This window comes from Polaromonas sp. CT11-55 (assembly GCF_047303325.1).
Classification (GTDB): Bacteria; Pseudomonadota; Gammaproteobacteria; order Burkholderiales; family Burkholderiaceae_C; genus Polaromonas.
Map to the genome: position 1 here is coordinate 36465 of NZ_JBKBEX010000005.1, position 25662 is coordinate 62126.

Annotated in this window: 24 protein-coding genes; 11 read left to right on the forward strand and 13 right to left on the reverse strand. The window is 63.8% G+C overall.

What is annotated here, in order from left to right; all coding sequences use genetic code 11:
* Nucleotides 1–69 precede the first annotated feature (69 nt).
* The 10 genes from pheA to ACEN8I_RS07200 all read left to right on the forward strand — a co-directional run bounded on the left by pheA (nucleotide 70) and on the right by ACEN8I_RS07200 (nucleotide 10635).
* A complete protein-coding gene (gene pheA, locus ACEN8I_RS07155) occupies nucleotides 70–1152 on the forward strand; it encodes a prephenate dehydratase (RefSeq protein ID WP_413327619.1) in 1083 nt (360 codons plus the stop codon).
* A 33-nt stretch (nucleotides 1153–1185) separates the two neighbouring features.
* Entirely contained in the window at nucleotides 1186–2064 is an 879-nt protein-coding gene (locus ACEN8I_RS07160) for a prephenate dehydrogenase (protein WP_413327620.1), read from the forward strand.
* Between the two features lie 10 nt (nucleotides 2065–2074).
* The gene (locus ACEN8I_RS07165; protein WP_413327621.1) at nucleotides 2075–4057 is read left to right on the forward strand and encodes a bifunctional 3-phosphoshikimate 1-carboxyvinyltransferase/cytidylate kinase; all 1983 of its coding nucleotides are present in this window, start codon (nucleotides 2075–2077) and stop codon (nucleotides 4055–4057) included.
* A gap of 153 nt (nucleotides 4058–4210) precedes the next feature.
* Nucleotides 4211–5896: a 30S ribosomal protein S1 gene (rpsA, locus tag ACEN8I_RS07170; protein ID WP_007869489.1), complete on the forward strand. Its 1686-nt coding sequence runs from the start codon at nucleotides 4211–4213 to the stop codon at nucleotides 5894–5896.
* Nucleotides 5897–5962: 66 nt separating this feature from the next.
* The gene (locus tag ACEN8I_RS07175) at nucleotides 5963–6277 is read left to right on the forward strand and encodes an integration host factor subunit beta (RefSeq protein WP_413327622.1); all 315 of its coding nucleotides are present in this window, start codon (nucleotides 5963–5965) and stop codon (nucleotides 6275–6277) included.
* Between the two features lie 62 nt (nucleotides 6278–6339).
* Nucleotides 6340–6621 (forward strand): lipopolysaccharide assembly LapA domain-containing protein, encoded by a 282-nt coding sequence (locus ACEN8I_RS07180; protein ID WP_036838921.1) that lies wholly within the window; start codon nucleotides 6340–6342, stop codon nucleotides 6619–6621.
* On the forward strand, nucleotides 6611–7756 hold the full coding sequence (lapB, locus tag ACEN8I_RS07185) for a lipopolysaccharide assembly protein LapB (RefSeq protein WP_413327623.1): 1146 nt from the start codon (nucleotides 6611–6613) through the stop codon (nucleotides 7754–7756). Before ACEN8I_RS07180 ends, lapB begins: the two co-directional genes overlap by 11 nt.
* Before the next feature lie 136 nt (nucleotides 7757–7892).
* Nucleotides 7893–8837, forward strand: a complete 945-nt coding sequence (gene rfaE1 / locus ACEN8I_RS07190) for a D-glycero-beta-D-manno-heptose-7-phosphate kinase (protein ID WP_413327624.1) — start codon at nucleotides 7893–7895, stop codon at nucleotides 8835–8837.
* 26 nt (nucleotides 8838–8863) lie between these two features.
* Nucleotides 8864–9871, forward strand: a complete 1008-nt coding sequence (gene rfaD / locus ACEN8I_RS07195) for an ADP-glyceromanno-heptose 6-epimerase (protein WP_413327625.1) — start codon at nucleotides 8864–8866, stop codon at nucleotides 9869–9871.
* 152 nt (nucleotides 9872–10023) lie between these two features.
* Nucleotides 10024–10635, forward strand: a complete 612-nt coding sequence (locus tag ACEN8I_RS07200) for a ComEA family DNA-binding protein (RefSeq protein WP_413327626.1) — start codon at nucleotides 10024–10026, stop codon at nucleotides 10633–10635.
* Between the two features lie 70 nt (nucleotides 10636–10705).
* Here ACEN8I_RS07200 and ACEN8I_RS07205 read toward each other — a convergent pair whose 3' ends face one another.
* From ACEN8I_RS07205 to ACEN8I_RS07265, 13 genes are all read right to left on the reverse strand, one after another.
* Entirely contained in the window at nucleotides 10706–11242 is a 537-nt protein-coding gene (locus tag ACEN8I_RS07205) for a DinB family protein (RefSeq protein ID WP_413327627.1), read from the reverse strand.
* 20 nt (nucleotides 11243–11262) lie between these two features.
* Nucleotides 11263–12045 carry a hypothetical protein gene (locus ACEN8I_RS07210; RefSeq protein WP_413327628.1) on the reverse strand — a complete coding sequence of 261 codons (783 nt, stop codon included), beginning with the start codon at nucleotides 12043–12045 and terminating at the stop codon, nucleotides 11263–11265.
* Nucleotides 12046–12654, reverse strand: a complete 609-nt coding sequence (locus ACEN8I_RS07215) for a glutathione S-transferase family protein (protein ID WP_413327629.1) — start codon at nucleotides 12652–12654, stop codon at nucleotides 12046–12048.
* Between the two features lie 79 nt (nucleotides 12655–12733).
* A complete protein-coding gene (locus ACEN8I_RS07220) occupies nucleotides 12734–16375 on the reverse strand; it encodes a hydantoinase B/oxoprolinase family protein (RefSeq protein WP_413327630.1) in 3642 nt (1213 codons plus the stop codon).
* 38 nt (nucleotides 16376–16413) lie between these two features.
* Nucleotides 16414–17016, reverse strand: coding sequence for a hypothetical protein (locus tag ACEN8I_RS07225; RefSeq protein WP_413327631.1), 603 nt, complete (start codon nucleotides 17014–17016; stop codon nucleotides 16414–16416).
* 28 nt (nucleotides 17017–17044) lie between these two features.
* Complete coding sequence (locus ACEN8I_RS07230) at nucleotides 17045–18007, reverse strand: TRAP transporter substrate-binding protein (protein WP_413327632.1); 963 nt, start codon at nucleotides 18005–18007, stop codon at nucleotides 17045–17047.
* A 50-nt stretch (nucleotides 18008–18057) separates the two neighbouring features.
* Nucleotides 18058–18825, reverse strand: a complete 768-nt coding sequence (locus ACEN8I_RS07235) for a putative hydro-lyase (RefSeq protein WP_413327633.1) — start codon at nucleotides 18823–18825, stop codon at nucleotides 18058–18060.
* Between the two features lie 46 nt (nucleotides 18826–18871).
* Entirely contained in the window at nucleotides 18872–19576 is a 705-nt protein-coding gene (locus tag ACEN8I_RS07240) for an ABC transporter ATP-binding protein (RefSeq protein WP_413327634.1), read from the reverse strand.
* Nucleotides 19577–19578: 2 nt separating this feature from the next.
* Complete coding sequence (locus ACEN8I_RS07245; RefSeq protein WP_413327635.1) at nucleotides 19579–20289, reverse strand: ABC transporter ATP-binding protein; 711 nt, start codon at nucleotides 20287–20289, stop codon at nucleotides 19579–19581.
* A complete protein-coding gene (locus tag ACEN8I_RS07250; RefSeq protein ID WP_413327636.1) occupies nucleotides 20286–21311 on the reverse strand; it encodes a branched-chain amino acid ABC transporter permease in 1026 nt (341 codons plus the stop codon). Before ACEN8I_RS07250 ends, ACEN8I_RS07245 begins: the two co-directional genes overlap by 4 nt.
* A gap of 5 nt (nucleotides 21312–21316) precedes the next feature.
* A complete protein-coding gene (locus tag ACEN8I_RS07255) occupies nucleotides 21317–22183 on the reverse strand; it encodes a branched-chain amino acid ABC transporter permease (RefSeq protein WP_413327637.1) in 867 nt (288 codons plus the stop codon).
* A gap of 36 nt (nucleotides 22184–22219) precedes the next feature.
* Nucleotides 22220–23485, reverse strand: a complete 1266-nt coding sequence (locus ACEN8I_RS07260) for an ABC transporter substrate-binding protein (protein WP_413327638.1) — start codon at nucleotides 23483–23485, stop codon at nucleotides 22220–22222.
* A 121-nt stretch (nucleotides 23486–23606) separates the two neighbouring features.
* Nucleotides 23607–24557, reverse strand: coding sequence for a LysR family transcriptional regulator (locus ACEN8I_RS07265; protein ID WP_413327639.1), 951 nt, complete (start codon nucleotides 24555–24557; stop codon nucleotides 23607–23609).
* Nucleotides 24558–24678: 121 nt separating this feature from the next.
* On the opposite strand from ACEN8I_RS07265, the gene ACEN8I_RS07270 reads away from it, so the two are divergent.
* Nucleotides 24679–25662: a TRAP transporter substrate-binding protein gene (locus ACEN8I_RS07270; protein ID WP_413327640.1), complete on the forward strand. Its 984-nt coding sequence runs from the start codon at nucleotides 24679–24681 to the stop codon at nucleotides 25660–25662.

The window sequence follows — 25662 nt, forward strand, 5'->3', positions numbered from 1 at the left end:
CCATGCCCGCCACATTCACTGTCCCCATGGGGCATCCAGTGCAGATGGCGCAGGCGGACGGCCCCTGATATGACTGCCAACCTTGCTGACTTACGCGTCCAGATCGACGCCCTGGACAGGGAACTGCTTTCCCTGCTGAACCGTCGTGCCCAGGTCGCCGAGCAGGTCGGAGAGCTCAAAAAACGCGAAGGTACGCCGTTTTTCCGTCCCGACCGGGTGGCCCAGGTGATAGAGCAGATCCAGCAGGCCAACCAAGGGCCGCTCAAGAACGAGCATGTGGCGGCCGTGTGGCGCGAAATCATGTCGGCCTGCCTGGCCCTGGAATCCCCGGTACGCGTAGCCTACCTGGGCCCCGCGGGCACCTTCAGCGAGCAGGCGGCGCGGCAGTTTTTCGGCGCCAGCATCGAACACGTTCCTTGCATCAGCATTGACGAGGTCTTTCGCGCGACGGCGGCCGGCAGCGCCAGCTACGGCGTCGTGCCGGTGGAAAACTCCACCGAAGGCGTGGTCTCACGCTCGCTCGACCTGTTCCTCAACTCCCCCCTGCACATCGTCGGCGAAATCAGCCTGATGGTGCGCCACAACCTGCTGCGGCTCTCGGAGTCGCTCGAAGGCATAGAAGCGGTCTACGCCCACCCCCAGGCGCTGGCCCAATGCCAGGGCTGGCTGACCACACACCTGCCCCAGGCCGACCGCCGCACCGCGTCCAGCAATGCCGAGGGCGCGCGCCTGGCCACCACCAACCCGGCCTGGGCCGGCATCGCCAGCGACCGGGCGGCCACCCAGTTCGGCCTTTATACGGCAGCCCACGCCATCCAGGACGACGCCTTCAACCGCACGCGTTTTGCCGTGGTCTGCCTGCCGCAGACACTGCCCTCCCCGCCCGCATCCGGCAAGGATTGCGTCAGCCTGGTGGTGTCCGTGCCCAACCGCCCGGGCGCCGTCCACGACATCCTGATGCCGCTCAAAGCCCACGGCGTCTCCATGACCCGCTTTGAATCGCGCCCGGCGCGCTCCGGCCAGTGGGAATACTATTTTTATATTGACCTGCAAGGTCACCCCTCTCAGGACCATGTCAAAGCCGCGCTGGCCGATTTGCAGCGGCTGTGCGCCTTTTACAAGGTCCTGGGAACCTATCCCATCGGCGATTAATGCAACGACTCACAACCTCCCTGGTGCCACAACATGTTTGAACAATTAGGTCTCATTGGATGCGGCCTGATGGGTGGCTCATTCGCGCTGGCGCTCAAACGCGCCGGCCTGGTCAAGCGCGTCGTCGGCTACAGTAAATCCCCCTCCACCACGGAGCGGGCGCGCCAGATGGGTGTGATCGACGTGGAGGCTCCTTCGGCGCTGTTGGCGGTTTCGGGTGCCGACATCGTTTTGCTGGCCGTGCCGGTTTCGGCGACGGAGGCTACCTTCAAGGCCATACGCCACCTGGTCGGCCCGAACACGCTGATCATGGACGTCGGCTCGACCAAGCGCGACGTGGTGGACGCCGCGCGGCGCGTGCTGCGCGACAACGTCGGCTCCTTCGTGCCCTGCCACCCGATCACCGGCAAGGAAGTCTCGGGGGTCGAGCATGCGGACGTGGACCTCTACGCCGGCAAGCAGGTCATCCTGACGCCCATAGAGCGCACCTTCACGGTACAACTGCAAAAAGCCAACGACGTCTGGACGGCCTTGGGCTGCCATGTCCTCAAGATGTCGCCCCAGGCCCACGACGCCGCCTACGCCGCCGTCAGCCACCTGCCGCACCTGATCGCCTTCGCCCTGATCAACGGCATCACCGGGCAGGACCATGGCAAGGAGTACATGTCACTGGCCGGCCCGGGGTTCCGGGACTTCACGCGCATTGCCGCCAGCGACCCAAAAATGTGGCGCGACATCCTGATCGCGAATCGCGAAGAATTGTTGGCCCAGTCAAAAATTTTCCAGGAAACCCTGCAGTCGCTCGAGGAGCTGATTGCCAACAGCAGCGGCGACGTCCTTGAAGTGCTGATCGAGCGGGCCAGCGAGACCCGGGCCAACTGGCGCATCTCCTCACAAAAATCGCACAAATAATCCGCAGTCCATGTTCGACACCGAGTTCCTGGACGTTCCGCCCTTGCGCAGCGCGGGAGGCACCGTCCGCCTGCCCGGCTCCAAAAGCATTTCCAACCGCGTCCTGCTGCTGGCCGCCTTGAGCCACGGCGAGACCACGGTCCACGACCTGCTCGCCTCCGACGACACCGCCGTGATGCTGGCCGCGCTCAGGCAGCTCGGCTGCGCAGTCAGGCAGGACGGCAACACCGCCGTGATCAGCGGGCTGGGCGGGCGCCCCGTCCAGACCCCGGCCAAGCTTTTCATGGGCAACGCCGGCACAGCCATGCGGCCGCTGACGGCCGCGCTGGCCCTGCTGGGTGGGGAATTCGAGTTATCCGGCGTGCCGCGCATGCACGAAAGGCCCATAGGCGACTTGGTCGACGCGCTCAGGCAACTGGGCTGCGCCATCGACTACCTCGGCAACGAAGGTTTTCCGCCGCTGCGCCTGCGGCCCGGGCAACTCAAGCTGGAGCAGCCCATACGGGTGCGCGGCGATGTCTCCAGCCAGTTCCTGACCGCCCTGCTGATGGCCCTGCCGCTGGTCGCCGAGCGGGATATTTGCATTGAAGTGGTCGGCGAGCTGATCTCCCGGCCCTACATTGAGATCACGCTCAAGCTGCTGCAGCGCTTCGGCATAGACGTCACGCGCCAGGGCTGGGAACGCTTCACCATTCCCGCCGGCAGCCGCTACCAGTCGCCTGGCGCCATCCATGTCGAGGGCGACGCCTCGTCGGCCAGCTATTTCATCGCACTGGGTGCCATCGCGGCGGCGTCCCCGGGACACTCCAGCATTGAAATTCAGGGTGTGGGCGCCGCCTCTATCCAGGGCGACATCCGCTTCGTCGAGGCCGCCGAAATGATGGGCGCACGGGTCGATAGCGCACCGAACTCGCTGCGCATTTCGCGCGGCGCCTGGCCGCTCAAGGCCATAGACCTGGACTGCAACCACATTCCCGACGCCGCCATGACGCTGGCCGTGATGGCGCTGTACGCCGACGGCACCACCACGCTGCGCAATATCGCGAGCTGGCGCGTCAAGGAAACCGACCGCATCGCCGCCATGGCCTGCGAGCTGCAAAAATTCGGCGCTGTGGTCGAGGAAGGCGCGGACTACCTCAGGATCACCCCTCCCACCCAGTGGACGACGGGCGCGATCCATACCTACGACGACCACCGCGTGGCCATGTGTTTTTCGCTGGCGGCCTTCAACCCGGCACAGCTGCCGGTGCGTATCCTGGACCCCAAATGCGTGGCCAAGACCTTCCCCGATTACTTCGAAGCCCTGTTCGAGGTGGCCCAGGCCGACACGCCCCGCATTCCGGTCATCTGCATCGACGGCCCGACGGCCTCCGGCAAGGGCACGCTCGCGGCCCTGACGGCCCACCGGCTGGGCTACCACTACCTGGACTCCGGCGCGCTTTACCGCCTGAGCGCCCATGCCGCGGCGCTGGCTGGCGTTTCGCTGGACGACGGGCCCGGCGTGGCCCGCGTGGCGCGCACCATGCCGGTGCGTTTCCAGGGTAGCCACATCTTTCTCGGGCCTCAGGACGTGTCCGAGGCAATACGCACCGAAGCCGCCGGCATGGCCGCCTCCCGCGTGTCGGCCCACCCCGAGGTTCGCGCCGCCTTGCTGGAGCTCCAGCACAGCTTTCGCAAGCTGCCGGGGCTGGTCGCCGACGGCCGGGACATGGGGACCGTCATCTTCCCGGACGCCCCGCTCAAGGTTTTCCTCACGGCCAGCGCCCTGCACCGCGCCGAACGCCGGCATAAGCAGTTGATTTCAAAGGGAAATTCGGCTACAATCGGCGAGATTCAGCAAGATTTAGAGGCACGTGATGCGCGCGATTCGTCGCGAAAAGCAGCCCCTTTGAAGCCTGCTGATGACGCCCGCCCCCTGGACAACTCCTATCTGTCGATTGAAAAATCGGTGGAGCAGGTGCTTGAATGGTGGCAAGGCACCCGGCCCTTCTGACCCCCGACGCGCAACCTGCGCTTGGGTCAGCAGGTTCATCAACGTAACCCGCGGCCTTACCAGACGGCTGGCCGCAAAAAACACCGCCGCAAGCAGCTATAAAAACAGTAGCAATCCCGCTATTGGAACCCTGTTGTGTGGACTAGGAAAATCATGTCTGAATCTTTTGCCGACCTATTTAACGAATCGCTGCAACGCTCTGAAATGCGTACCGGTGAAGTCATCACCGCCGAAGTCGTTCGTATCGACCACAACCACGTCGTTGTGAATGCCGGACTCAAATCCGAGGCTTATGTCCCCCTCGAAGAATTCAAGAACGACCAGGGCGAGCTCGAAGTCCAGGTCGGCGATTTCGTCTCCGTGGCCATCGACTCCGTCGAAAACGGCTATGGCGACACCCTGCTGTCCCGCGACAAGGCCAAGCGCCTGGCTTCGTGGATGAGCCTGGAAAAAGCCCTGGAATCCGGCGAATTCGTTACCGGCCAGACCAGCGGCAAGGTCAAGGGCGGCCTCACCGTCCTCGTCAACGGCATCCGCGCCTTCCTGCCCGGCTCGCTCATCGACACCCGCCCTATCAAGGACTTGTCTCCCTACGAGAACAAGACCATGGAATTCAAGGTCATCAAGCTGGACCGCAAGCGCAACAACGTGGTGCTGAGCCGCCGCGCCGTGGTCGAAGCCAGCATGGGCGAAGAACGCGCCAAGCTGATGGAAACCCTCAAGGAAGGCACTGCCGTCAAGGGCGTCGTGAAGAACATCACCGAATACGGTGCTTTCGTTGACCTGGGCGGTATCGACGGCCTGCTGCACATCACCGACATGGCATGGCGCCGCGTGCGTCACCCAAGCGAAGTGGTGACGGCCGGTCAAGAGATCGTTGCCAAGATCCTGAAGTTCGACACCGAGAAGAACCGCGTCTCGCTGGGCCTCAAGCAGATGGGCGACGACCCATGGATGGGCGTGAACCGCCGCTACCCGCAAGGCACGCGCCTGTTCGGCAAGATCACCAACATCGCCGACTACGGCGCGTTTGTGGAACTCGAACCCGGCATCGAAGGCCTGGTCCACGTGTCCGAAATGGACTGGACCAACAAGAACGTGGCTCCGAGCAAGCTCGTGGCCCTGGGCGATGAAGTCGAAGTCATGGTCCTCGAGATCGACGAAGACAAGCGCCGCATCAGCCTGGGCATGAAGCAGTGCAAGGCCAACCCATGGCAAGAGTTCGCGCAGGAAACCAAGCGCGGTGACCGCGTCAAGGGCCCGATCAAGTCGATCACCGACTTCGGCGTCTTCGTGGGCCTGGCTGCCGGCATCGACGGCCTGGTGCACCTGTCCGACCTCTCGTGGAACGAACCCGGCGAAGCCGCTGTTCGCAACTACAAAAAGGGCCAGGAAGTGGAAGCCATCGTGCTGGCCGTCGACGTCGACCGCGAGCGCATCTCCCTGGGCATCAAGCAGCTCGATTCCGACCCGTTCACCACGTTCGTGTCGATCAACGACAAGGGCGCTATCGTGACCGGCAAGGTCAAGACCGTTGATGCCAAGGGCGCTGAAATCGACCTCGGCGAAGACATCATCGGCTACCTGCGCGCCAGCGAAATCAGCCGTGACCGCGTTGAAGACGCTCGCAACGTGCTGAAAGAAGGCGACGAAGTCTCCGCAGTCGTGGTGAACGTGGATCGCAAGACCCGCAACATCCAGCTGTCGGTCAAGGCCAAGGACAACGCCGACCAGCAGGAAGCCATGGCCAACCTGAGCCAGCAATCGTCGCGTGAAAACGCCGGCACGACCAGCCTGGGCGCCCTGCTGCGCGCCAAGCTGGACAACAACGAAAAGTAAGGCAACCGCGCGGCGGTGCGATACGCCCCCTGGGGCGGGTCGCATCGCTGTGCAGCTACTTGATCCATGACCCGAAGCGACCTCGTCGAAGAACTGGCGGCCCGATTCAGCCAGCTGACGCACCGCGACGCCGAATATGCCGTCAAGACGATTCTTGACGCCATGAGCGACGCGTTGGTGCGCGGCCATCGCATTGAAATCAGGGGTTTCGGCAGTTTCTCCATCAACCGGCGCCCGCCCCGCATGGGACGCAACCCGCGTTCCGGCGAAAGCGTGGCCATCCCCGAAAAACGGGTGCCGCATTTCAAACCCGGGAAGGCATTGCGCGAAGCCGTCGATGCCCGCACCCAGGAATTGCTGTCGGTCACGGAACCCAAGTAAGGTCTTGCTGGTGTCCCTCGATGGGCTGGCTACAATCGCCAGACCACCCGGGGGATTACCAAGTGAAATACCTCATGTGGCTGCTTAAAGCAGCCATTTTTTTTACGCTCTTCGCTTTTGCACTGAATAACCAGCAAACGGTTGCGGTGTATTTCTTTTTTGGCACCATGTGGCAAGCGCCCCTGGTGCTGGTCGTGCTGGCGACCTTCGCCTGCGGGCTGGCACTCGGCATTTTTGTCATGATGCCGCGCTGGTGGAAAAAACGCCGCTCGGCCAAATACGCTTCCACCATGGGTCCCCACACCGTCAGCGAAGACCCGTCCACGATGCACCATGGAATTTGACTTCACCTGGGTCCTGCTCGGGTTTCCGATTGCTTTCACGCTGGGCTGGCTGGCCTCACGGCTGGACTTGCGGCAGTTGCGCATCGAGAACCGCCAGGCGCCCAAGGCCTATTTCAAGGGTCTTAACTTCCTGCTCAACGAGCAGCAGGACCAGGCCATAGACGCCTTCATCGAGGCGGTGCAGAGCGACCCGGACACCTCCGAGCTTCACTTCGCGCTGGGCAACCTGTTTCGCCGCCGCGGCGAGTACGAGCGCGCCGTGCGCGTGCACGAACACCTGATGTCGCGCGGTGACCTCACGCAGCCCGAGCGCGACCGCGCCCAGCATGCCCTGGCGCTCGACTTCCTCAAGGCCGGCCTGCTGGACCGCGCCGAGGCCGCCCTGCGCAAGCTCGAAGGCACGCCCTTTGAAGAAGAGGCGCGGCTGGCCCTGCTGTCGATTTACGAACGCTCGCGCGACTGGGCCAATGCCACTGAAATCGCCGCCCGGCTCGGCAGCTCCAGCCACGGCAGCTTCAGCGCCCGCCAGGCGCACTACCTGTGCGAGCAGGCCGGCGCCAGCGCAGCAGCCGGCGACACCACCCGGGCCCTGGGCGCCCTGCAGGAAGCCATCGCCATGGCGCCGGCCCTGGCCCGCCCCCTCATAGACCTCGCAAAGCTGCAAAACCAGCTGGGCCGCCCGCAGGACGCCCTGCAAACCCTGCTCAAGCTCGAAAAAACCGCGCCGCAAGGCCTGCCACTGGCCGCCGGCCTGCTGGCCAACATCGCCCAGGCCGGCGGCCAGGAAGCCACGGCGCTGGAGCTGCTCAAGGCCAGCTATGCCAACATGCCGTCCATCGACGTGATCGAAGCCATCGTCAAGCTCGAGAAAGACCCGGCTTCGGCGCGGCAGTGGTATGTGAAACACCTGGAGCGCCAGGCCTCGCTGGTCGCGGCCGGCAAATGGATCGCCGGTGAAAAGCTGCAGGACGAGCAGCACCACACGCTGGTCCAGCGCGCTCTCGACCAGGCCACCAAACCCCTGATGCGCTATCGCTGCGCGGCCTGCGGTTTCGAGGCCACCCAGCACTTCTGGCACTGCCCGGGCTGCCAGGCCTGGGACAGCTACCCGACGCGCCGTATTGAAGAACTTTGAACACCCCCGTGAAGGCTTCGCCTCCCTCCCCCTTGCAGGGGGCGACACTTGCGGCCCGGCAAAGCCGGTTCCGCGGTGTCCGCTGGAAAAGAGAAAGCCTGGACACCAGCGCTGAACCGGTTTAGAACAAGCAAACATGACAACACCCTCCCTCTCCCCTCAACAGATCGCCAAGGCCCGCGTCCTCGTGGTGGGCGATGCCATGCTGGACCGCTACTGGTATGGCGCGGTGGACCGCATCTCGCCCGAGGCGCCTGTGCCCGTGGTACGCGTCACGCGTACCGAGGAGCGCATAGGCGCCGCGGCCAACGTGGCCTACAACATCGTGACGCTGGGCGCGCAGGCTTCGCTGCTGAGCGTGGTGGGCGACGACGAAGCCAGCCACCAGCTCGAGGCGCTGGTCGCCAAGACCGGCATCACGCCCTATTTCGGTCGCGACGCCCAGCTCAAGACCACCGTCAAGCTGCGCGTCATCGGCCGCCAGCAGCAGCTCATACGCCTGGACTTCGAGAACACCCCCGAAAATGAAGTGTTGGCATCGCAGTCGGCCACCTTTGAAAAACTGCACACCGAGCATGATGCAGTGCTGTTTTCCGACTACGGCAAGGGGGGCCTCGCGCACATCGTCTTGATGATCGCCCAGGCCCGTGCCGCTGGCAAGGTGGTACTGGTCGACCCCAAGGGCTCGGACTACGCGCGCTACAAAAACGCCAGCGTCATCACACCCAACCGCGCCGAGCTTGAGCACGTCATAGGCGCCTGGAGCAGCGAAGCCGACCTGCGCGCCAAGGCCCACAACCTGCGCGAGGCGCTCAACCTGGAAGCCCTGCTGCTCACGCGCAGCGAAGAAGGCATGACGCTGTTCGACGCCGAGGGCGAACTCAATGTCCCCGCCGTGGCGCGCGAGGTGTTCGACGTGACCGGCGCCGGCGACACCGTGATCGCCACGCTGGCCGCCATGACCGCCACCGGCATGCGCCTGCGCGACGCCGTGCCGATTGCCAACCGCGCGGGCGGCATCGTGGTCGGCAAGTTCGGCACCGCCACCGTCAACTACGGCGAGCTGTTCGCCGCGCAGTGAGCTTGCGCTCACCTCAAGGATCCATCATGAAAATCGTAGTCACAGGCGCCGCCGGCTTCATTGGCAGCAACATCATCAAGGGCCTCAATGCCCGCGGTATCGACGACATCATCGCCGTCGACGACCTGACCCATGGCGACAAATTCCGCAACCTGGCCGACCTGAAGATCGCCGACTATGTCGACGCCGACGACTTCTACGAGCTGTTCGCCGAAGGTGCTTACGGCCAGGTCGAGGCCGTGTTCCACGAAGGCGCCTGCAGTGACACCATGGAAGCCGACGGCAAGTACATGATGGACAACAACTACACGCTGTCCTGCGAGCTCTTCCACGCCTGCCAGGACCAGGGCACACGCCTGCTCTATGCCTCCTCGGCCGCCACTTACGGCGGCTCCGACACCTTCACCGAGTCGCCCGAGTTCGAGCGACCGCTCAATGTCTACGGCTACTCCAAGCTGCTGTTCGACCAGCGCATGCGGCGCGAGCTCGGCGCCCGCTTTGAAAATGCCTCCACCCAGGTGGCCGGCTTTCGCTACTTCAACGTCTACGGCCCGCGCGAACAGCACAAGGGCCGCATGGCCAGCGTCGCCTTCCATCAGTTCAACCAGTTCCAGGCCGAGGGCAAGGTCAAACTTTTCGGCGAATACGGCGGTTATGGCGCCGGCGGCCAGATGCGCGACTTCATCTTCATCGACGACGTGGTGGCCGTGAACCTCTGGTTCTTCGACAATCCCGGCAAGTCCGGCATCTTCAACCTCGGCACCGGCCGGGCCCAGCCTTTCAACGACGTGGCCCTGGCCGTCGTGAACACCTTGCGCAAAGGACAGAGCGCCTCGGCCCTGAGCCTGGAAGAAGCTGTGCGCGGCGGCCTGATCGAGTACATCGCCTTTCCGCCCGCGCTGGTCGGAAAATACCAGAGCTACACCCAGGCCGACCCGCGCGCGCTGCGCGCGGCCGGCTGCACCCATGCCTTCGCCGATGTGCAGACGGGTGTGGCCGCTTACATGCAGGCCTTGAGCGCCGCCGCGGGCTGAGTCCGCACCAATCTATCACTAGGGTTTTCCTGGCCCCAAAGCCGGAGCCGGTAGTCAACGCTGCCCTGGACGGGCCGTTATGAAGAAGACATCCTTCTTCACAAGGATGGATCACGTGCTTCACTTCAATCCAATCTTTGAGGAGATTTCTCATGTTCAAAAAAATCCTGGCTTTCGTCGCCGCCATGTACATGGCCGTTTCGTTTGCCGCCGTTGACGTCAACAAGGCCACCGCGGCCGAGCTCGACGGCATTAAAGGCATAGGTCCCGCCATCTCGGGCAAGATCCTGGACGAGCGCAAGAAGGGCAGCTTCAAGGACTGGAACGACTTCATCGAACGCGTCAAGGGCGTGGGCGAAGGCAATGCCGCCAAGTTTTCCGCCGAAGGCCTGACGGTGGGCGGCGCCAGCTTCAAGGGCGCGGCCCCTGCTGCCAAGAAGGATGAAAAACCCGCAGCCAAGGCCGAAGAGAAAAAAGCCGAAGCCAAACCCGCCGCGCCGGTAGCCGCCGCACCGGCTCCCGCAGCGGCCGCGGAGAAGAAAGACCCCAAGGCCGAGGCCAAAGCCAAGGCTGACGAAGCAAAGGCCAAGAAAGAAGCCGACAAGAAGGCCAAGGCCGAAGAGAAGAAAAAGAAGGCTGACGAAGCCAAAGCCAAGGCCGACGCAGAAAAAGCCGCCAAGGCCGATGCCAAGAAGGCCAAGGACGAGAAGAAAGACGCCAAAGCCGACGCCGCCAAGCCAGCCGCCAGCGCCGCCAAGAAGTAAAGCCATTCACGGCAGCAAAAAAGCCCGCCACCGGCGGGCTTTTTTTATGGGAAGCCGGATCGCAACCGTCTCAAATCATGGCGATCAGGTCGGTGGTTCCCGGATCGACTCCGGCCTGCATGAGCAGCACGGTCACCTGCCCCCGATGGTGGGTCTGGTGGTTGAAGAAATGCGTCAGCGCCTGCCACACCGGATGCTCACGCTGCACGCCCCGCGTATTGGCATAACGCATGGTGCGCAGGGGATAGTCCGTCGGCATCCGGTTTGCGAAATCCTCGATGGCGGCATCCAGGCGGTCGCGTTGCGCGCGCAAGGCGGCCCAATCCTCGTGCAGCACCGTCCCGTGCAGCGCGCCGGGCGGGAGGGCCAGCAGCGAGTCGGACAGCGCCTCGAAAGCCACCCCCTGGGCAGCGAAGCGCTTCAGCCAGGCCTGGTCGCCCCAGACCAGGTGGTTGAGCGTGTTGTGGATGGAGCCGAAGAAGGCGCCGCGATCACGCTTGCGTTCTTCGTCCGTCAGTTGCTCGCAGGCATCAAACAAGCGCTGGTTAAACCAGCGGTTGTAGCGGGCGAGCAAGCGGTAATTGTCGACGAAAGAGGAGGTGTCCATGGCGCCGCATTATGGCGCGATCAGGCCGTCCCCGCCGTTTCGGGGCGCTGCATGCGCCGGCGCAGGGCCTGCATCACCGCCGCAGTGGCCAGCGCGGCGGCCAGGGCCATCAGAAAGGCCACCAGCCGGCCGGTGGCGCCCAGAGTCCAGTACAGCGTCATGAAGAAGGCTGCGAAACCGTGCAGACCCTGCAGAAAGCCGGCCACCAGCGAGCGGGTTGCGGCGGCGCCGTAGCGCGGCAAGGTGAAGCAAGGCAATACCGTACCGGTGATAGGCACCGCCAGCAGCAAGCCGCTGATGGCGGGCGGCAGTACGTCGGCGCCCGCGATGATGACGGCAGCCATCGCCACCGCAACCGCGATGCGCAGCACCAGTTCCACCCTGGGCACTGTCACAGGCACGGCAGGTCCTGCATGATGCGCCGCGAACCACAGGCCGGCGGCCGGCGCCGCCAGCGCCAGCAGGCTGACCGGCACGGGCGCAAGCGGCAGATGCGTGAGCACCGCCGACGCACAGGCATAGGCCAGCAGCGCCAGCGACACACATACCGGCGCGCCCCAGCGCCCGGCGCCGGCCGCGAAGCCCACGATGTGCACGACCGCCGCCGGCAGGCACACCAGCGTGGCCAAGGCAACCGCCCTCACCTGCCCGGCGTCATGGTCCAGCAGAAGGATGGCGATCACAGGCGCGGCGATCATGGGCATGCCGGCCACCGCACCGCCCACGCGATGACCGAAACGCCGGGCGGCCAGCGTGGACAGCAGTACCGAGAACGCGACCAGCGCGAGTTTCAGCGCGAACATTCAAACCTTCGGAATCGCCGGCGGCACGAATCCTTCAAAGCTCCGAAAGCGCTGCAACCAGGACAGCACGGAAGGAAACTCCGCCGGCTTGAATTCCACGCCCTCATTCAGGGCCACTTCCGGAAAGCAGGCGAGGTCGGCCAGCGTCGGCCTCTCTCCCACCAGCCATGGCCGGCCGCACAGGCGCTGCTCCAGCAGCCGCAACGCACCCTGCCCGGTGCTTCTGGCCTTATCCAGGTCCCCGGCGTAGCCAAAGCGCGAGATGGCGCGTGTGAGGAACAGGCCGGTACGCACTTCGTTCTGCGCCAGCTCCAGCCATTGCGCCACCTCGGCCGCGGCTGCAGCATCACCCGGAAGCCAATGCCGCGGCGGGTCATAACGCAGGGCGATGTAGGTCAATATCGCGGTACTTCCCCACAGCACGACGCCATCGTCTTCCAACGTGGGAATCTGGCCGCGTGGATTCAGCCGCAGGTACTCCGGCCCAACGTCGTTGCGGCCGTCAGGCAGCCGCTTCACCGCGACAGCTTCATACGGCACGTGCAGGAAGGCCAGCAGCAGCCGCACCTTATAGGAATAGACGGAGGTATCGCGCTGGTACAGCTTCATGCGCATCGCTTCGCCATCGGGCTTGGGGGATTTCCATGCTGCGCGCGCGGGCAGATAGCGATGCGCCGACCGGCAAGGCTCACGTCAGCGATTCCTTCCCGTATCCCCCGCCGCCCGGCGTATGGATCTCAAACACATCGCCCGGCTGCATGTCGGCCTGGCCTATGTGGTCCAGCGCCTCGACCTGCCCCTGCGCCCGCACCACGAGATTGCGCCCGACCTGGCCCGGCTCGCCGCCGGCCATGCCGAAGGCGCCGTGCTTGCGGCCGTTGGACAGGATGCTGGCCGTCATCGCTTCGAGGAAGCGCACGCGGCGCACGCCGCCGTTGCCGCCGCGCCAGCGGCCCGCACCGCCCGAGCCTTCACGGATTTCATAACTCTCCAGCCGCACCGGGAAACGGAACTCCAGCACCTCGGGGTCGGTCAAGCGCGAGTTGGTCATGTGGGTCTGGACCACGCTGGTGCCGTCAAAGCCCGACACCAGCTTGCCCGTCTCATCGAGCTTGCCGCCCGCGCCCGAACCACCCGAAATGGTTTCGTAATACTGGTGGCGCGCATTGCCGAAGGTGAAGTTGTTCATGGTGCACTGGCCGGCCGCCATCACGCCCAGCGCGCCGTACAGGGCGTTGGTAATGCAGGTGGAGGTCTCCACATTGCCCGCCACCACCGAGGCCGGCGGATTCGGGTTGAGCATGGAGCCCGCCGGGATGATGACCTTGAGTGGCTTGAGGCAGCCCGCGTTCAGCGGGATGTCGTCGTCCACCAGCGTGCGGAACACATAGAGCACCGCCGCCATGCACACCGCCGTCGGCGCGTTGAAGTTGTTGGTCTGCTGCGGCGAGGTGCCGGTGAAGTCGATCTCGGCACTGCGGCCTTTCGCATTGACGCGGATCGCCACCTTGATCTGCGCGCCGTTGTCCAGCGGCAGGGTGAATTCACCGTCTTTGAGGCGCGTGATCACGCGGCGCACCGACTCCTCGGCGTTATCCTGCACGTGGCGCATATACGCCAGCACCACTTCCAGGCTGAAGCTGTCGACCATCTTGCGCAGCTCCTGCACGCCTTTTTCATTGGCGGCGATCTGCGCCTTGAGGTCGGCCATGTTCTGCTGCGGGTTGCGGCTCGGGTATTTTCCGCTCTTGAGCAGCGCGACCATCTCGGCCTCACGCAGCACGCCGCGCTCGACGAGCTTGACGTTGTTGATCTGCACGCCCTCTTCCTCGATCAGCGTCGAGAACGGCGGCATGGAGCCCGGCGTGGTGCCGCCAATATCCGCGTGGTGTCCGCGCGAACCCACGTAAAACGTCGGCTGCGCGGCGCTGCCCAGGTAGACCGGCGTGATCACCGTGATGTCGGGCAAATGCGTTCCGCCGTGATAGGGATCGTTCAGCACATAGACGTCGCCCGGCTGCATGCTGCCGGCGTTCTCGCGGATCACCGTCTTGATACTCTCGCCCATGGATCCCAGGTGCACCGGCATGTGCGGCGCATTCGCGATCAGGTTACCTTCGGTGTCGAACAACGCGCAACTGAAGTCCAGGCGCTCCTTGATGTTGACCGAGTAGGCGGTGTTCTGCAACTGCAGGCCCATCTGTTCGGCGATGTTCATGAAGAGGTTGTTGAAAACCTCCAGCAGCACCGGGTCCACCGTGGTGCCGGCCGCGAAGGTCACGGCGCGCTCGGCGCGGCGGTCCAGCACCAGGTGGTCCAGCGCCGTGAGCGCCGCTTCCCAGCCGGGTTCGACCACCGTGGTCGCGTTCTTCTCGGCAATGATGGCCGGGCCTGAAATAATGTCGCCCGGCCGCAAATCCTCGCGCACCACCAGGGCCGCATCGTGCCACTGGCCGCCCGAATACATGCGCACGGTTTCACGGCGCGGCACTTCGCGCGGCTCATGCGTGGCGTGGCGCGGCTCGGCTGGCGCGTCGCCGGCCACCACGGCCTCGACCGACACAGCCTCCACCACCAGGCCCTTGCCCTGCATCAAAAAGGCGAAACGCTGGCGGTAGGCGGCCTCAAAGCCGGCCTCGATCTGGTCCAGCGTGCCGAAAGGAACAATCAGCGCGGAATCGCTGCCCTCATAGCGCACATGCACGCGCCGGTGCGTGGTGATGCCTCCCTTGCTGACCTGCTGGCGCTGCAGCTCGGCCTCGGCGTGGGCGGCGAGTTCCTCAAGCTTGGCGGCGATCTCGGGCAGCGCGGACTCGGAAAGTTTGAGCTCCACCGCCTGCTCGCGGATCACATTCTGGTCGGCCAGTCCCATGCCGTAGGCGCTCAGCACGCCGGCCAGCGGGTGCACAAATACTTTGGTCATACCCAGCGCATCGGCCACCAGGCAGGCATGCTGGCCGCCCGCGCCGCCAAAGCACTGCAGGGTATAGCGCGTCACGTCGTAACCGCGTGCCACCGAAATTTTCTTGATGGCGTTGGCCATCTGCTGCACCGCGATGTTGATAAAACCTTCCGCCACCACCTCGGCGCTGCGGCCGGTCTGGCCGGCCAGCTCGTTGAATTGCGCCTCGACGGCCTCATAGCTCAGCGGCTCGTCGGCATTCGGGCCGAAGACCTTGGGGAAGTAGCGCGGCTGGACCTTGCCGACCATCACGTTGGCGTCCGTCACCGCCAGGCGTCCGCCGCGCCGGTAGCTGGCCGGGCCGGGGTTGGCGCCCGCGCTCTGCGGGCCCACGCGAAAACGCTCGCCGTCGAACTTGAGGATGGAGCCGCCGCCCGCCGCCACCGTGTGTATGCTCATCATGGGTGCGCGCATGCGCACGCCGGCCACCTGGGTCTCGAACTCGCGCTCGAACTCGCCGGCGTAATGCGAAACGTCGGTCGAGGTGCCCCCCATGTCAAAGCCTATGACCTTGGCATGGCCGGCAATCGCCGCCGTGCGGGCCATGCCCACAATGCCGCCTGCCGGGCCGCTCAGGATGGCGTCCTTGCCCTGGAACACATGCGCGTCGGTCAGACCGCCCGAGGACTGCATGAAGAAGAGGCGAACACCCGGCATCTCGCTGGCGACCTGCTCCACATAGCGGCGCAGTATGGGCGAGAGGTAGGCGTCGACCACGGTGGTGTCGCCGCGGCTCACGAACTTCATCATCGGGCTGGTTTCATGCGAGGTACTGATCTGCGTGAAACCCACCTCGGCCGCGATGCGCTTGGCGGCTTTTTCATGCTCGGTGAAGCGGTAACCGTGCATGAACACGATGGCCAGGCTGCGCAAGCCCTTCTGGTAGTGGGCCAGCAGTTCTTTTTTCAGCAGCGCCTCGTCCAGCGCCTGCAGCACCTCGCCCTGCGCGCCCACGCGCTCCTGGGCCTCGACCACGGCGCTGTACAGCAGCTCAGGCAGCACGATGTTGCGGTCGAACAGGCGCGGGCGGTTCTGGTAAGCAATGCGCAACGCGTCGCGAAAACCGCGCGTGGTGACCAGCAGCGTGGGCTCGCCCTTGCGCTCCAGCAGCGCATTGGTGGCCACCGTCGTACCCATCTTCACGCAGTCGACCACGTCGGCGCGTATCGGCTCGCCGGCCTTCAGGCCCAGCAGGTGGCGTATGCCGGCCACGGCCGCGTCACGGTACTGCTCGGGGTTTTCCGACAGCAGCTTGTGCGTGACCAGCGAGCCGTCGGGTTTTTTCGCCACGATGTCGGTGAAGGTGCCGCCGCGGTCTATCCAGAATTGCCAACGGTCGCCGCCCGGTTTGGATGTGGTGTCTTGCATGGTTTTTGATTTCAGAGTTAACGTGTTTTTGCTGATCTTCAGGATCTGTTTGCCGCCAGGCCCGGCCTGGAACCGCGGGCCGCTACCGTCCGGCCGGAACCGGCCATACGCTCCCTGCCAATGTACCCAAGTACCGGTGCCAGTTGCTGAATGTCCGGCGCACCTGGCAGGGCAACCGCCGCCGGGCACCAGGGATAGGGTAGGCCGGCCGCCCAATCCATGACCTTCTCCGCCTGCGAAGCCGGCAATGTCTGCATGGTCTCTATGGTGATCGAAAGGCTTTCCGCCAGGTATGAAGGCGGCGAAAAGCACCAATCGTAGCGGCCGCATCCGACACGCACGGCACGGCTGTCCTTTTCGGTCATGGCGACCAGCCAATCACAGACAAACACCTCGGCATCGCCCTCAGGCGGCGGGGACAGGCAAAAAGTGTAGACATTCTCGTAAGACTGGCCGAACCGGCGCACCAGCACCTCGGCGATGGCATCTCGCCCCTGGCATACCGGCGGAAATGAAATCGCCGCGGTATGAACAACCATCTCCAGCAGGGCATCGTCCGTGAATGCCTGCGCCAACAGATGGGGGCGGTTGCCGTCCTTGGCGTGAAGGTAGGCTGTGACGGCTGCGGAAGGTGTTTTCATACGATGTGGCGTCCTGTTTTCGCCCGCCTCATTGCGGCATGTAGTAAGGCACAAAAATGTCGTTCGCCTCATTGCCAACGGAGCGTATCCACTCGCGCGAGAACTTCTCGCCCATGCGCTTGATTTCCTGGTCCAGCTCGGGCGAAATCCGCTCTATCTTCACGCCGTTGGCGCGCAGTTCCTCGGTGGCGCTGGCGGCCAATGCCTGGCTGGCCTGCCAGCCGCGCACTTCCGCCTCGGCGGCCGCCTTGAGCACTGCGGCGCGCGCCTCGGGCTTGAGTGCATCAAAGGCTTTGTTGTTCACGAACACCGCGTTTTTCGGGAACCAGGCATTGATCTCGTAGTAGTACTTGATCGGGCCCCAGACCTTGTTCTCCACGCCGGTCAGCGCCGACGTGATCATGTTGTCCATGCGGCCTTCGGCCAATGCCTTGCCCACGTCGACCATGGCCACGTCAACCGGTTTGGCGCCCAGCATTTCGGCGATGCGCATGGTGGTCTGGTTGTAGGTGCGCATCTGGGTGCCGCGAAAGTCCGTCGGCCCCCGCACCGGCTTGTTCGAATGCAGGCCTTGCGGCGGCCAGGGCACGGCGTAGAGAAGCTTCAGCCCGCGCTCGGAAAAATGTTTTTCAAGGCCGGGGCGCTGCAGCTTCCAGAGGCGCTGCGCGTCCTTGTACGAAGTGACGACGAACGGAATGGAGTCCGCGCCGGCCAGCGGGATTTCCTTGACCATGCTGGTCATGATGGTCTCGCCGGCTTCGGCCTTTCCCTGCTGCACGGCCGCGCTGATGTCGGCCAGCTTGGCCAGGGTGTTGTTGGGGTACACCTGTATCTGCAGCTCCCCGCGCGTGGCCGTATCCACATCGCGGCCGAACTGGAGGATGTTTTGCGTATGGAAGGACTCGGCCCGGTAGCCGGTGGCCAGCTTCCAGCTTGTCTGGGCGTGCGCTGCCCCCGCCGCGACCAGCGCGGCTATCAAAACTGCTTTCATGAGGAACTCCTTGGGAGTTGAGAATTAGCCCGGCGCAGGGTGCATGGCGCTCACCCTTTCAGGTCGGTCACAAACATCTTGCCTGGCGCATGGGTGATGCACATCGACAGGCGGCTTTTCTGGGCTACCCATTGCGGCGTGACGCCGCAACCCCAGAAAACCGGGACTTCATCGTCCTTGATGTCGACCGCATCGCCGTAGTCCGGGCGCGACAGGTCGGTAATGCCTATCGCTTCCGGATTGCCGATGTGAACGGGCGCACCGTGCGCCACGTCAAACCGGCCAGAAATCTCCACCACCTTCGCGACATCGCGGCTCTTGATGGGCCGCATGGTGACCACCATCTCGCCGCTGAACACGCCGGCGGGTTGACACTGGAGACTGGTACGGAACATCGAGACATTGCGGCCCTGCTCGACATGCCTCAGAGGAATACCGGCCTGCGTGACCGCTGCCTCGAAGGAAAAGCTGCAGCCGATCAGGAAAGCCACGTGGTCGTCCTTCCAGATCGAGCGGATCTCGCCCCGCTCCTCGACAAACTCGCCGTCGCGGTAAACACGGTAGCCCGGAATGTCGGTCGTGATGTCCGCCCCCGGCGCGCACAACGGCTCGGTGGCGCCCGGCTTGAGCACCTCCACCAGCGGGCAGGGCTTGGGGTTGCGCTGGCAAAACAGCAGGAAGTCAAAGGCCTGCGCCTGCGGCACGATCATGAGATTGGCCTGGATGTGGCCGTTGGCGTGTCCCGCGGTGGGCAGAGAAAACTCGCCGCGGCGACTGGCCATACGCAGGTCTTCAGGGCGATCAAAAATCTTGTTCATGGTGTGGGAAAACGGATGAGTAAAAAATGGTGCTGAGGGTTTGAGCTCAAAGGCCCAGGTAAGCTTTTTTGATCCGGTCGTCATTGAGCAGCTCATGCCCCTTGCCCTGCATCACGATGCGGCCGGTCTGGATGACATAACCGTAATGCGCGATGTTCAGGGCTTTTTGCAGGTTCTGCTCGACCAGCAAGATCGACACACCGGTGGCGTTGACCTGCTGGATGACCTCCAGCACCTTGGTCACGAACTTGGGGGCGATGCCCCATGAGGGTTCGTCCAGCATCAGCAGCTTGGGCCGGGCCATCAGCCCGCGGGCTATGGCCAGCATCTGCTGCTCACCGCCGCTCATGGTGCCGGCCAGTTGCGTGGCGCGCTCCTTGAGGATGGGAAACAGCTGCAGCATCTCTTCGATGCCCCGGGCCACCTCGTGCCTGTCCATGCGCGTGAAGGCGCCGAGCTCCAGGTTGCGCAGCACCGTGAGCCGCGGAAACAGGCGCCGGCCTTCCGGCACCAGCGACAGGCCCAGCGGAACCCGCTTGTGCGCCGGCATGCGGTGAACCGGCTCGCCATTGAAGGTGATGCTGCCGGCCGCGGCGGCGTTGAGGCCCGCCACGGCGCGCAAGGTGGTGGATTTTCCGTTGCCGTTGCCGCCCACCAGGGCCACGATCTTTCCGGGCTCGACCTGCAGGCTGACGTCGGAAATGGCCAGTACATCGTCGTAGCAAACCTTGAGGTTTTTGATTTCGAGCATCTTCAGTCCCCCAGGTAGGCGGTAATCACAGCGGCGTCGCTGGACACCTGCTGCGGCGTGCCTTCGGCGATCTTCACGCCGCGGTCCAGCACAACGATCTTGTCGGCGATGGGCATGATGCCTTCGAGCACATGCTCGACGATCAGGCAGGCGATGCCTCTGTCGCGGATTTTCAGCACCACATCGACCGCTTCGCGGACTTCCGATGGGTTAAGGCCCGCCATGACTTCGTCCATCAGCAGGATGCGCGGCTGCGTGGCCAAGGCTCGTGCCACGGCCAGGCGCCGCTGCTCGCTGATGGTCATGCTGGCGGCGGGCTTGTCGGCAAAGCGTTCAAGCCCGGCAAACGCCAGCCAGTCCATGGCGGCCTTGCGCGCCTTGGCGACGTTGTGCTGCAGCAGCATGGCCGCCGTCATCACGTTCTCGCAGGCCGTCATGCTGGTAAAGGTGCGCGCGATCTGGAAAGTCCGCGCCACGCCGGTGCGGGCGCAGGTTTCCGGCGGCAGGCCGGCGATATCGCGGCCGCCCAGCATGATGCTGCCCGAGGTAGGGGCAAAGTAGCCAGCGACGCAATTGAACATGGTCGTCTTGCCGGCGCCGTTGGGGCCTATCAGGCCCACCACCTGGCCAGTGTCCACGCCAAAGGAAACATCCTGGTTGGCGACCAGCCCGCCAAAGCGCTTGCTGACCTGCTTGACTTCGAGCAATTTCATGCGGCCTCCTTGGCGGCGTTCTGCACGGCGACGCTTGGCATTGCCATCTGCCGCGACGCGTCGGCGCGCGCCCGGCGGCGTTCGCGGAAGCTGCGCAACCAGCCGATCAGGCCCGTGGGATAAAACACTGCGATCACGATGATGAGGCTCGCGTAAATGATGACGTCTGTGCCGCGGCCCGTGCCGCCGAAGGCGATGCGGGTGAGCTCCTCGATGCTGGTCAGCACCACGGCGCCCACGACCGGCCCCAACAGGGTACCCACGCCGCCGAGGATGGACACCAGCGCCATCTTGATGGAAAGCGCCGTCGACAGCACCGAGTTCGGGTCGATGTAAAGCTCCTTTTGCGCATACAGGCTGCCGCCGACCGCGGTCAGGAAGGCGCTGACCGACAGCGCGACCTGCTTGTAGCGCGCGATATTCACGCCTATGCTGCGGGCCGCATCGGGTTCGTCCTTGATGGCCCTGAAGTAGTAGCCCAGGTAGCTGCGCTCTATCCACCAGTTCACGCCCAGCGTGATGAGCAGCAGGCCCAGCGCCAGCCAGTAGTAAGGCAGCTTGGTGGCGAAGTTCAACCACAGCCAGCCCTGGCGGTCCATGGGCACATAAAGACCCACCGCTGCGCCGCCGTACTCCCACTCGGTGAAGAAAATCTGCACCAGCTCGGCCACCGCGATGGTCGCCATCGCGAAGTAGTGGCCCTTGAGCCGGAAGCACGACCAGCCAAAGCCCAGGCTCAGCAAGGCCGCGAGCAAACCGCCGGCCAGCACGCCTATCCAGGGATTGACGCCGAACTTGACCAGCAGCAGCGTCGAGGCATAGGCGCCCAGGCCGTAGAAAGCCGCGTGGCCTAGCGACACCTGGCCGGCATAACCGCCCACGATGTTCCAGGCCACGCCCACCTGGGCCGCCATGAGGATCAGGATGGCCATGTTGAGGTGCGAAGCGTCCGTGAAGGCGGGGACGGCCAGGGCAAACGCCAGGGCGGCGACAGCAAAAATAATCTGTTTCATGGTGCTCATGGTGTTCATGCCTTACCCATCAGGCCCTGGGGCCGGAACATCAACACGCCCAGGAACAGCACCAGCACGATGGCGGTCTTGTACTGCGGCCCGAGCAGCAGGCCGCCCATGACCTCGATCACTCCGACCAGGATGCCGGCCCAGAAGGCGCCCGAGACGCTGCCGAAGCCGCCCAGGTTGACCACCACAAAAGCCAGCAGGATAAAGCTCGCGCCGACGTCCGGAAAGATCGGGAAAAAGGTCGACAGCAGCACCCCGGCCGCACCGGCGCAAGCCGCGCCTATGCCCCAGGCCAGCGAGAACATCTTGTGCGAATCAATGCCCATGAGTCGCGCGGCTTCCTTGTCGGAGGCGGTGGCTTCCAGCGCCGCGCCCAGCCGGGTCTTGTTCAGGAAGAAATAAATCAGCCCGGTCACCACGACAGCCCCTACGCCGGCCACCAGCTGCGGTTTGCCCAGCTGTATGCCCAGCAGCTTGACGGTGCCGCTGACCGCGGAGTTCTCGATGGAGCGGAAATCCGGCTTCCAGAGGAACTGGGCCACGCCGCGCAGCAAGATCATGATGCCGAAGGTCGTGAAGATCTGCGACAGCATGGGCGCGTTGATGATGCGCACGATCACCAGCTTGTACAGCAGCACACCGAAGCCGAACAGCATGAGGACCGTCAGCGGCAGGGTGATCATGGGATCCAGCGCATACAGGGAGAACAGCCAGAAGGCCGAGTACATGCCGAGCATGAGGAACTCCCCGTGCGCGAAATTCACGATGTCCATGACGCCGAAAATCATGGTCAGGCCGATAGCCACCAGCGCGTAAATCAGCCCGATCAGGACGCCGGAGGCCAGCGTCTGAAGCAATATTTCCGTGGTCATGGTTGTCTCTTAAGCAGGTGAGTCAAGGCCGGCGGCTTATTTGCGCTGGTCCCACTTGGGCATGGGCCAGGTCACTTCACGCGAAGCCATGTCGAAAGGCCAGACGGTGTTGTACTTGCCGCCCACGATCTGCACCAGGATGCCCTGGCCCAGGGTGTTCTGGCCGGTGGCGTCGAATTTCACACCCTTCCACGGCATGATGAGCTTGCTGCCGGGCATGTCGGTCGCGGCCAGCGCCTTGCGGATGGCCTCGGGCTCGGTGGAGCCCGCGCGGTTGATGGCGTCGGCCATCACCATCAGGCCGGTGAAGGTGCGCGAGGAATTGCCGGTGAAGTTGATCTTGTAGCGGCTGTTGAACAGGTCGTTGACCTGCTTGATCAGCGGGTTGCGGTTGGCCAGGTCCAGCGCCCAGACTTCACGCGTGATGATGTAGTCAGCATCCTTGCCCAGGGTCTTGATGAAGTCGGTGTCGGTAAAACCCGCGTTGTTCGCCAGGATCATGTCCGGCGAGAAGCCCAGCTCCTTGTAAGTCTTGATCGACAGGATGGCATCGGCCGTGTAGGACGACTGCAGCACCAGGTTGGGATTGGCCGCCTTGAGCGTCTGCACTTCGGAGGTCAGCTGCGTGGTCTTGGCCGGGTACATCACCTGCTTGACCAGGTTCTGCTTGAACTCGGGCGCGAGTTTGGTCTGCAGCTTGGTGGTTTCCGTGCCCCACAGGCCGTTTTCATTGAGGCTGGCCACCACGCCCGCCTTGATGCCTTTTTTGGCTTCGAGCTCCTTGAGGAAATCAAAGGCGTTGTGCACAAACAGGTCATCGTGCGGTGTGGTGCGGAAGAACCACTTGAAATTGCGTTGCGTGAGCGAGGCCGAGGACGACTCGGGGTTCAGGAAAGGGATGCCGGCGCGCTCGGCGATCTGGCTGGCCGTGGCGGTAACGGCGCTGTTGTAGGCGCCGACCAGCGCCACCACTTTTTCCTGCGTGATCAGGCGCTCGGCTTCGGTCGCGCCGGTTTGCGGGTTGGCCTGGTGGTCGGCGAAGACCAGCTTGATTTTCGCGCCCTTGAGGTTGGGCAATCCCTTGCCGGCCGACAGCGGTAGCTCGGACACACCGGGTGCGCCGTTATTGATGATGTCGGCGGCGAGCTCCAGCGCGCTGCGCAGTTCGGCGCCCACCGAGGCGGCGGGACCGGTCAGCGGATACAGCACGCCTATCCGGACCTCTTGCTGCGCATGCGCGCACAGGCTGAAACCGGCACCGGCCAGTACCGCGGCCACTCGGGCCCACCATGACTTCTTCATTTCGCACTCCTCGTAAAAACATGACAGTTGGATGACATGGGGCGAAGTGTGCGATTAGCAAATGACGAAATCAAACAAGAAATATTTTGCTTTCGTCATCGATTTTTCCGATGATTGGGATTTACCCTGATGCACCTTTTTTGGTGGTTTTCAGCGCTTTGGCGGCCGGGTTGCGGGCCGTTTTGGTGCCGCCCCCGCCTTCCCCGGCGAACTCCACGGCCGACCTGACCACCGTTTCCACGATGGACGAGGTCGGGTCCGTGCGGTAGCTGGCATGGATGGGCAAGGCCTTGAGTTTCTTGTCGCAGGTCAGCAATTTGAGACTGGCAAATCCCGTCAGCCGCTGCACCGCCGCGCGCGGCAGCAAAGCCACGCCGAAGCCGCCCTGCACCAGCTGGACCATGGCCGAGATCGATGAAATCGCGTGCACCTTTTTGGGCTCCATCCGGTTCTGCTTGAAGAGGTCCAGCAGGGTGACATGCGGCTGCGAGCCCTTCTGGAAGGTCAACAATTCCATCTCGGCCAGCTCATCGAGCCGGTAATTTCTTTTTTTATGCAGTGCCGGATTGCCCACAAACGCCATATCCATGGGCGGAAAGGTCTGGTTGCGCACGCCGTCGGCCGAGGCCGGCAGCGCCGCGAACACCAGGTCCAGCGTGCCGCGCTGCACCTGGTCCATCAGGATGGGTGTGGTTTCCACCGTGAGTTCCAGCTCCAGCCCCGGATGGTCCACCCGCAGTTTTTCCAGCCAGGGAATCAGCCAGGAATGCAGCACCGACTCGATCGCGCCTATGCGCATGGAGACGGCCATGGGCGCGCCCGAGCCCATCTCCTGCTTGACCTCGCGCTGCAGCTCCAGCAGCTTTTGCGCATAGACAAAAAAGCGCGCGCCGGCCACCGTGAGCTTGAACTGCTTGTCGCGCCGGTCCAGCAGCAGGATGCCGAGTTCTTCCTCCAGCGTGGCGATGCGGCTGGACATGGCCGACTGCGTGAGGTAGAGCTTGTCGGCGGCGCGGGAGATGCTTTTGAGCGAGGCCACCCAGTAAAAGGCTTCAACAAAACGCAGGTTCATGGCGGGGCCCCAAGGTCGCGTAAACAGGTGGGCGCAGTATTTCGGGGTATGCCCGATGAACTGGCGCGGGATTTGCGTCTATCCTATTACTACTTATCAATTCCTTGTCCTGGAGCCTCTCATGAATTTGAAGATCACCGTGGCGGCCGCCGCTCTCGCGCTGGGCGCCAACGCCTTTGCCCAGACCAAGTGGGACCTTCCCGCAGCCTACCCGGCCAGCAACTTCCATACGGAGAACCTGACGCAATTCGCGGCCGACGTCGACAAGGCCAGCGGCGGCAAGCTCAAGATCACGGTGCATGCCAATGCCTCGCTGTTCAAGGCCAACGAGATCAAGCGCGCGGTGCAGGGCGGCCAGGCCCAGATCGGCGAAGTGCTGCTGGTCAATTTCGAAAACGAAAACCCGATTTACGGGGTCGACGGCCTGCCCTTCGTGGCATCCAGCTACGCATCGGCCCACAAGCTGGCCGAAGCGCAAAAGCCGGCGCTTGAAAAATTGCTGGGCGCGCAAGGCATGAAACTGCTCTACACCGTGGCCTGGCCCCCACAGGGCATTTACGTGAACAAGGAAATCACGGCCGTCGCCGACATGAAGGGCCTCAAGTGGCGCGCCTACAGTCCGGCCACCAGCAAGATCGCGGAACTGGTCGGCGCGCAACCCGTCACCGTTCAGGCGGCGGAACTGAGCCAGGCCATGGCAACCGGCGTCGTCAACAGCTATATGAGCTCCGGGTCGACCGGCTACGACACCAAAACCTACGAGAGCATCAAGTACTGGTATGACGTGCAGGCCTGGCTGCCCAAGAATGCCGTCATCGTCAACAAGAAATCCTTCGACGCACTCGACGCGCCCACCCAGGCCGCCGTGCTGAAAGCCGCAGCGGATGCCGAGACCCGCGGCTGGAAAATCAGCGAAGAAAAAAACGAGTTCTATAAAAAAGCGCTGGCCGAAAAAGGCATGAAGATCATGACCCCGTCACCCAAGCTGGTCGCCGACCTGCGCCAGGTAGGCGGCATCATGAAGGCCGACTGGCTCAAGCGCGCCGGTCCCGAGGGTGAAGCCTTGCTGAGCGCGTTCGACAAATCCAACGCGGCGAAGAAGTAA

Coding starts and splice junctions, on each gene's coding strand:
- ACEN8I_RS07165 (WP_413327621.1), top strand. CDS start 2,075: ATGTTCGACACCGAGTTCCTGGACGTTCCGCCCTTGCGCAGCGCGGGA.
- lapB (WP_413327623.1), top strand. CDS start 6,611: ATGGAATTTGACTTCACCTGGGTCCTGCTCGGGTTTCCGATTGCTTTC.
- ACEN8I_RS07220 (WP_413327630.1), bottom strand. CDS start 16,375: ATGCAAGACACCACATCCAAACCGGGCGGCGACCGTTGGCAATTCTGG.
- rfaD (WP_413327625.1), top strand. CDS start 8,864: ATGAAAATCGTAGTCACAGGCGCCGCCGGCTTCATTGGCAGCAACATC.
- ACEN8I_RS07230 (WP_413327632.1), bottom strand. CDS start 18,007: ATGAAAGCAGTTTTGATAGCCGCGCTGGTCGCGGCGGGGGCAGCGCAC.
- ACEN8I_RS07210 (WP_413327628.1), bottom strand. CDS start 12,045: ATGTTCGCGCTGAAACTCGCGCTGGTCGCGTTCTCGGTACTGCTGTCC.
- rfaE1 (WP_413327624.1), top strand. CDS start 7,893: ATGACAACACCCTCCCTCTCCCCTCAACAGATCGCCAAGGCCCGCGTC.
- ACEN8I_RS07200 (WP_413327626.1), top strand. CDS start 10,024: ATGTTCAAAAAAATCCTGGCTTTCGTCGCCGCCATGTACATGGCCGTT.
- ACEN8I_RS07205 (WP_413327627.1), bottom strand. CDS start 11,242: ATGGACACCTCCTCTTTCGTCGACAATTACCGCTTGCTCGCCCGCTAC.
- ACEN8I_RS07175 (WP_413327622.1), top strand. CDS start 5,963: ATGACCCGAAGCGACCTCGTCGAAGAACTGGCGGCCCGATTCAGCCAG.
- ACEN8I_RS07265 (WP_413327639.1), bottom strand. CDS start 24,557: ATGAACCTGCGTTTTGTTGAAGCCTTTTACTGGGTGGCCTCGCTCAAA.
- ACEN8I_RS07160 (WP_413327620.1), top strand. CDS start 1,186: ATGTTTGAACAATTAGGTCTCATTGGATGCGGCCTGATGGGTGGCTCA.
- pheA (WP_413327619.1), top strand. CDS start 70: ATGACTGCCAACCTTGCTGACTTACGCGTCCAGATCGACGCCCTGGAC.
- ACEN8I_RS07215 (WP_413327629.1), bottom strand. CDS start 12,654: ATGAAGCTGTACCAGCGCGATACCTCCGTCTATTCCTATAAGGTGCGG.
- ACEN8I_RS07245 (WP_413327635.1), bottom strand. CDS start 20,289: ATGAAATTGCTCGAAGTCAAGCAGGTCAGCAAGCGCTTTGGCGGGCTG.
- ACEN8I_RS07270 (WP_413327640.1), top strand. CDS start 24,679: ATGAATTTGAAGATCACCGTGGCGGCCGCCGCTCTCGCGCTGGGCGCC.
- ACEN8I_RS07240 (WP_413327634.1), bottom strand. CDS start 19,576: ATGCTCGAAATCAAAAACCTCAAGGTTTGCTACGACGATGTACTGGCC.
- rpsA (WP_007869489.1), top strand. CDS start 4,211: ATGTCTGAATCTTTTGCCGACCTATTTAACGAATCGCTGCAACGCTCT.
- ACEN8I_RS07235 (WP_413327633.1), bottom strand. CDS start 18,825: ATGAACAAGATTTTTGATCGCCCTGAAGACCTGCGTATGGCCAGTCGC.
- ACEN8I_RS07250 (WP_413327636.1), bottom strand. CDS start 21,311: ATGAGCACCATGAAACAGATTATTTTTGCTGTCGCCGCCCTGGCGTTT.
- ACEN8I_RS07255 (WP_413327637.1), bottom strand. CDS start 22,183: ATGACCACGGAAATATTGCTTCAGACGCTGGCCTCCGGCGTCCTGATC.
- ACEN8I_RS07260 (WP_413327638.1), bottom strand. CDS start 23,485: ATGAAGAAGTCATGGTGGGCCCGAGTGGCCGCGGTACTGGCCGGTGCC.
- ACEN8I_RS07225 (WP_413327631.1), bottom strand. CDS start 17,016: ATGAAAACACCTTCCGCAGCCGTCACAGCCTACCTTCACGCCAAGGAC.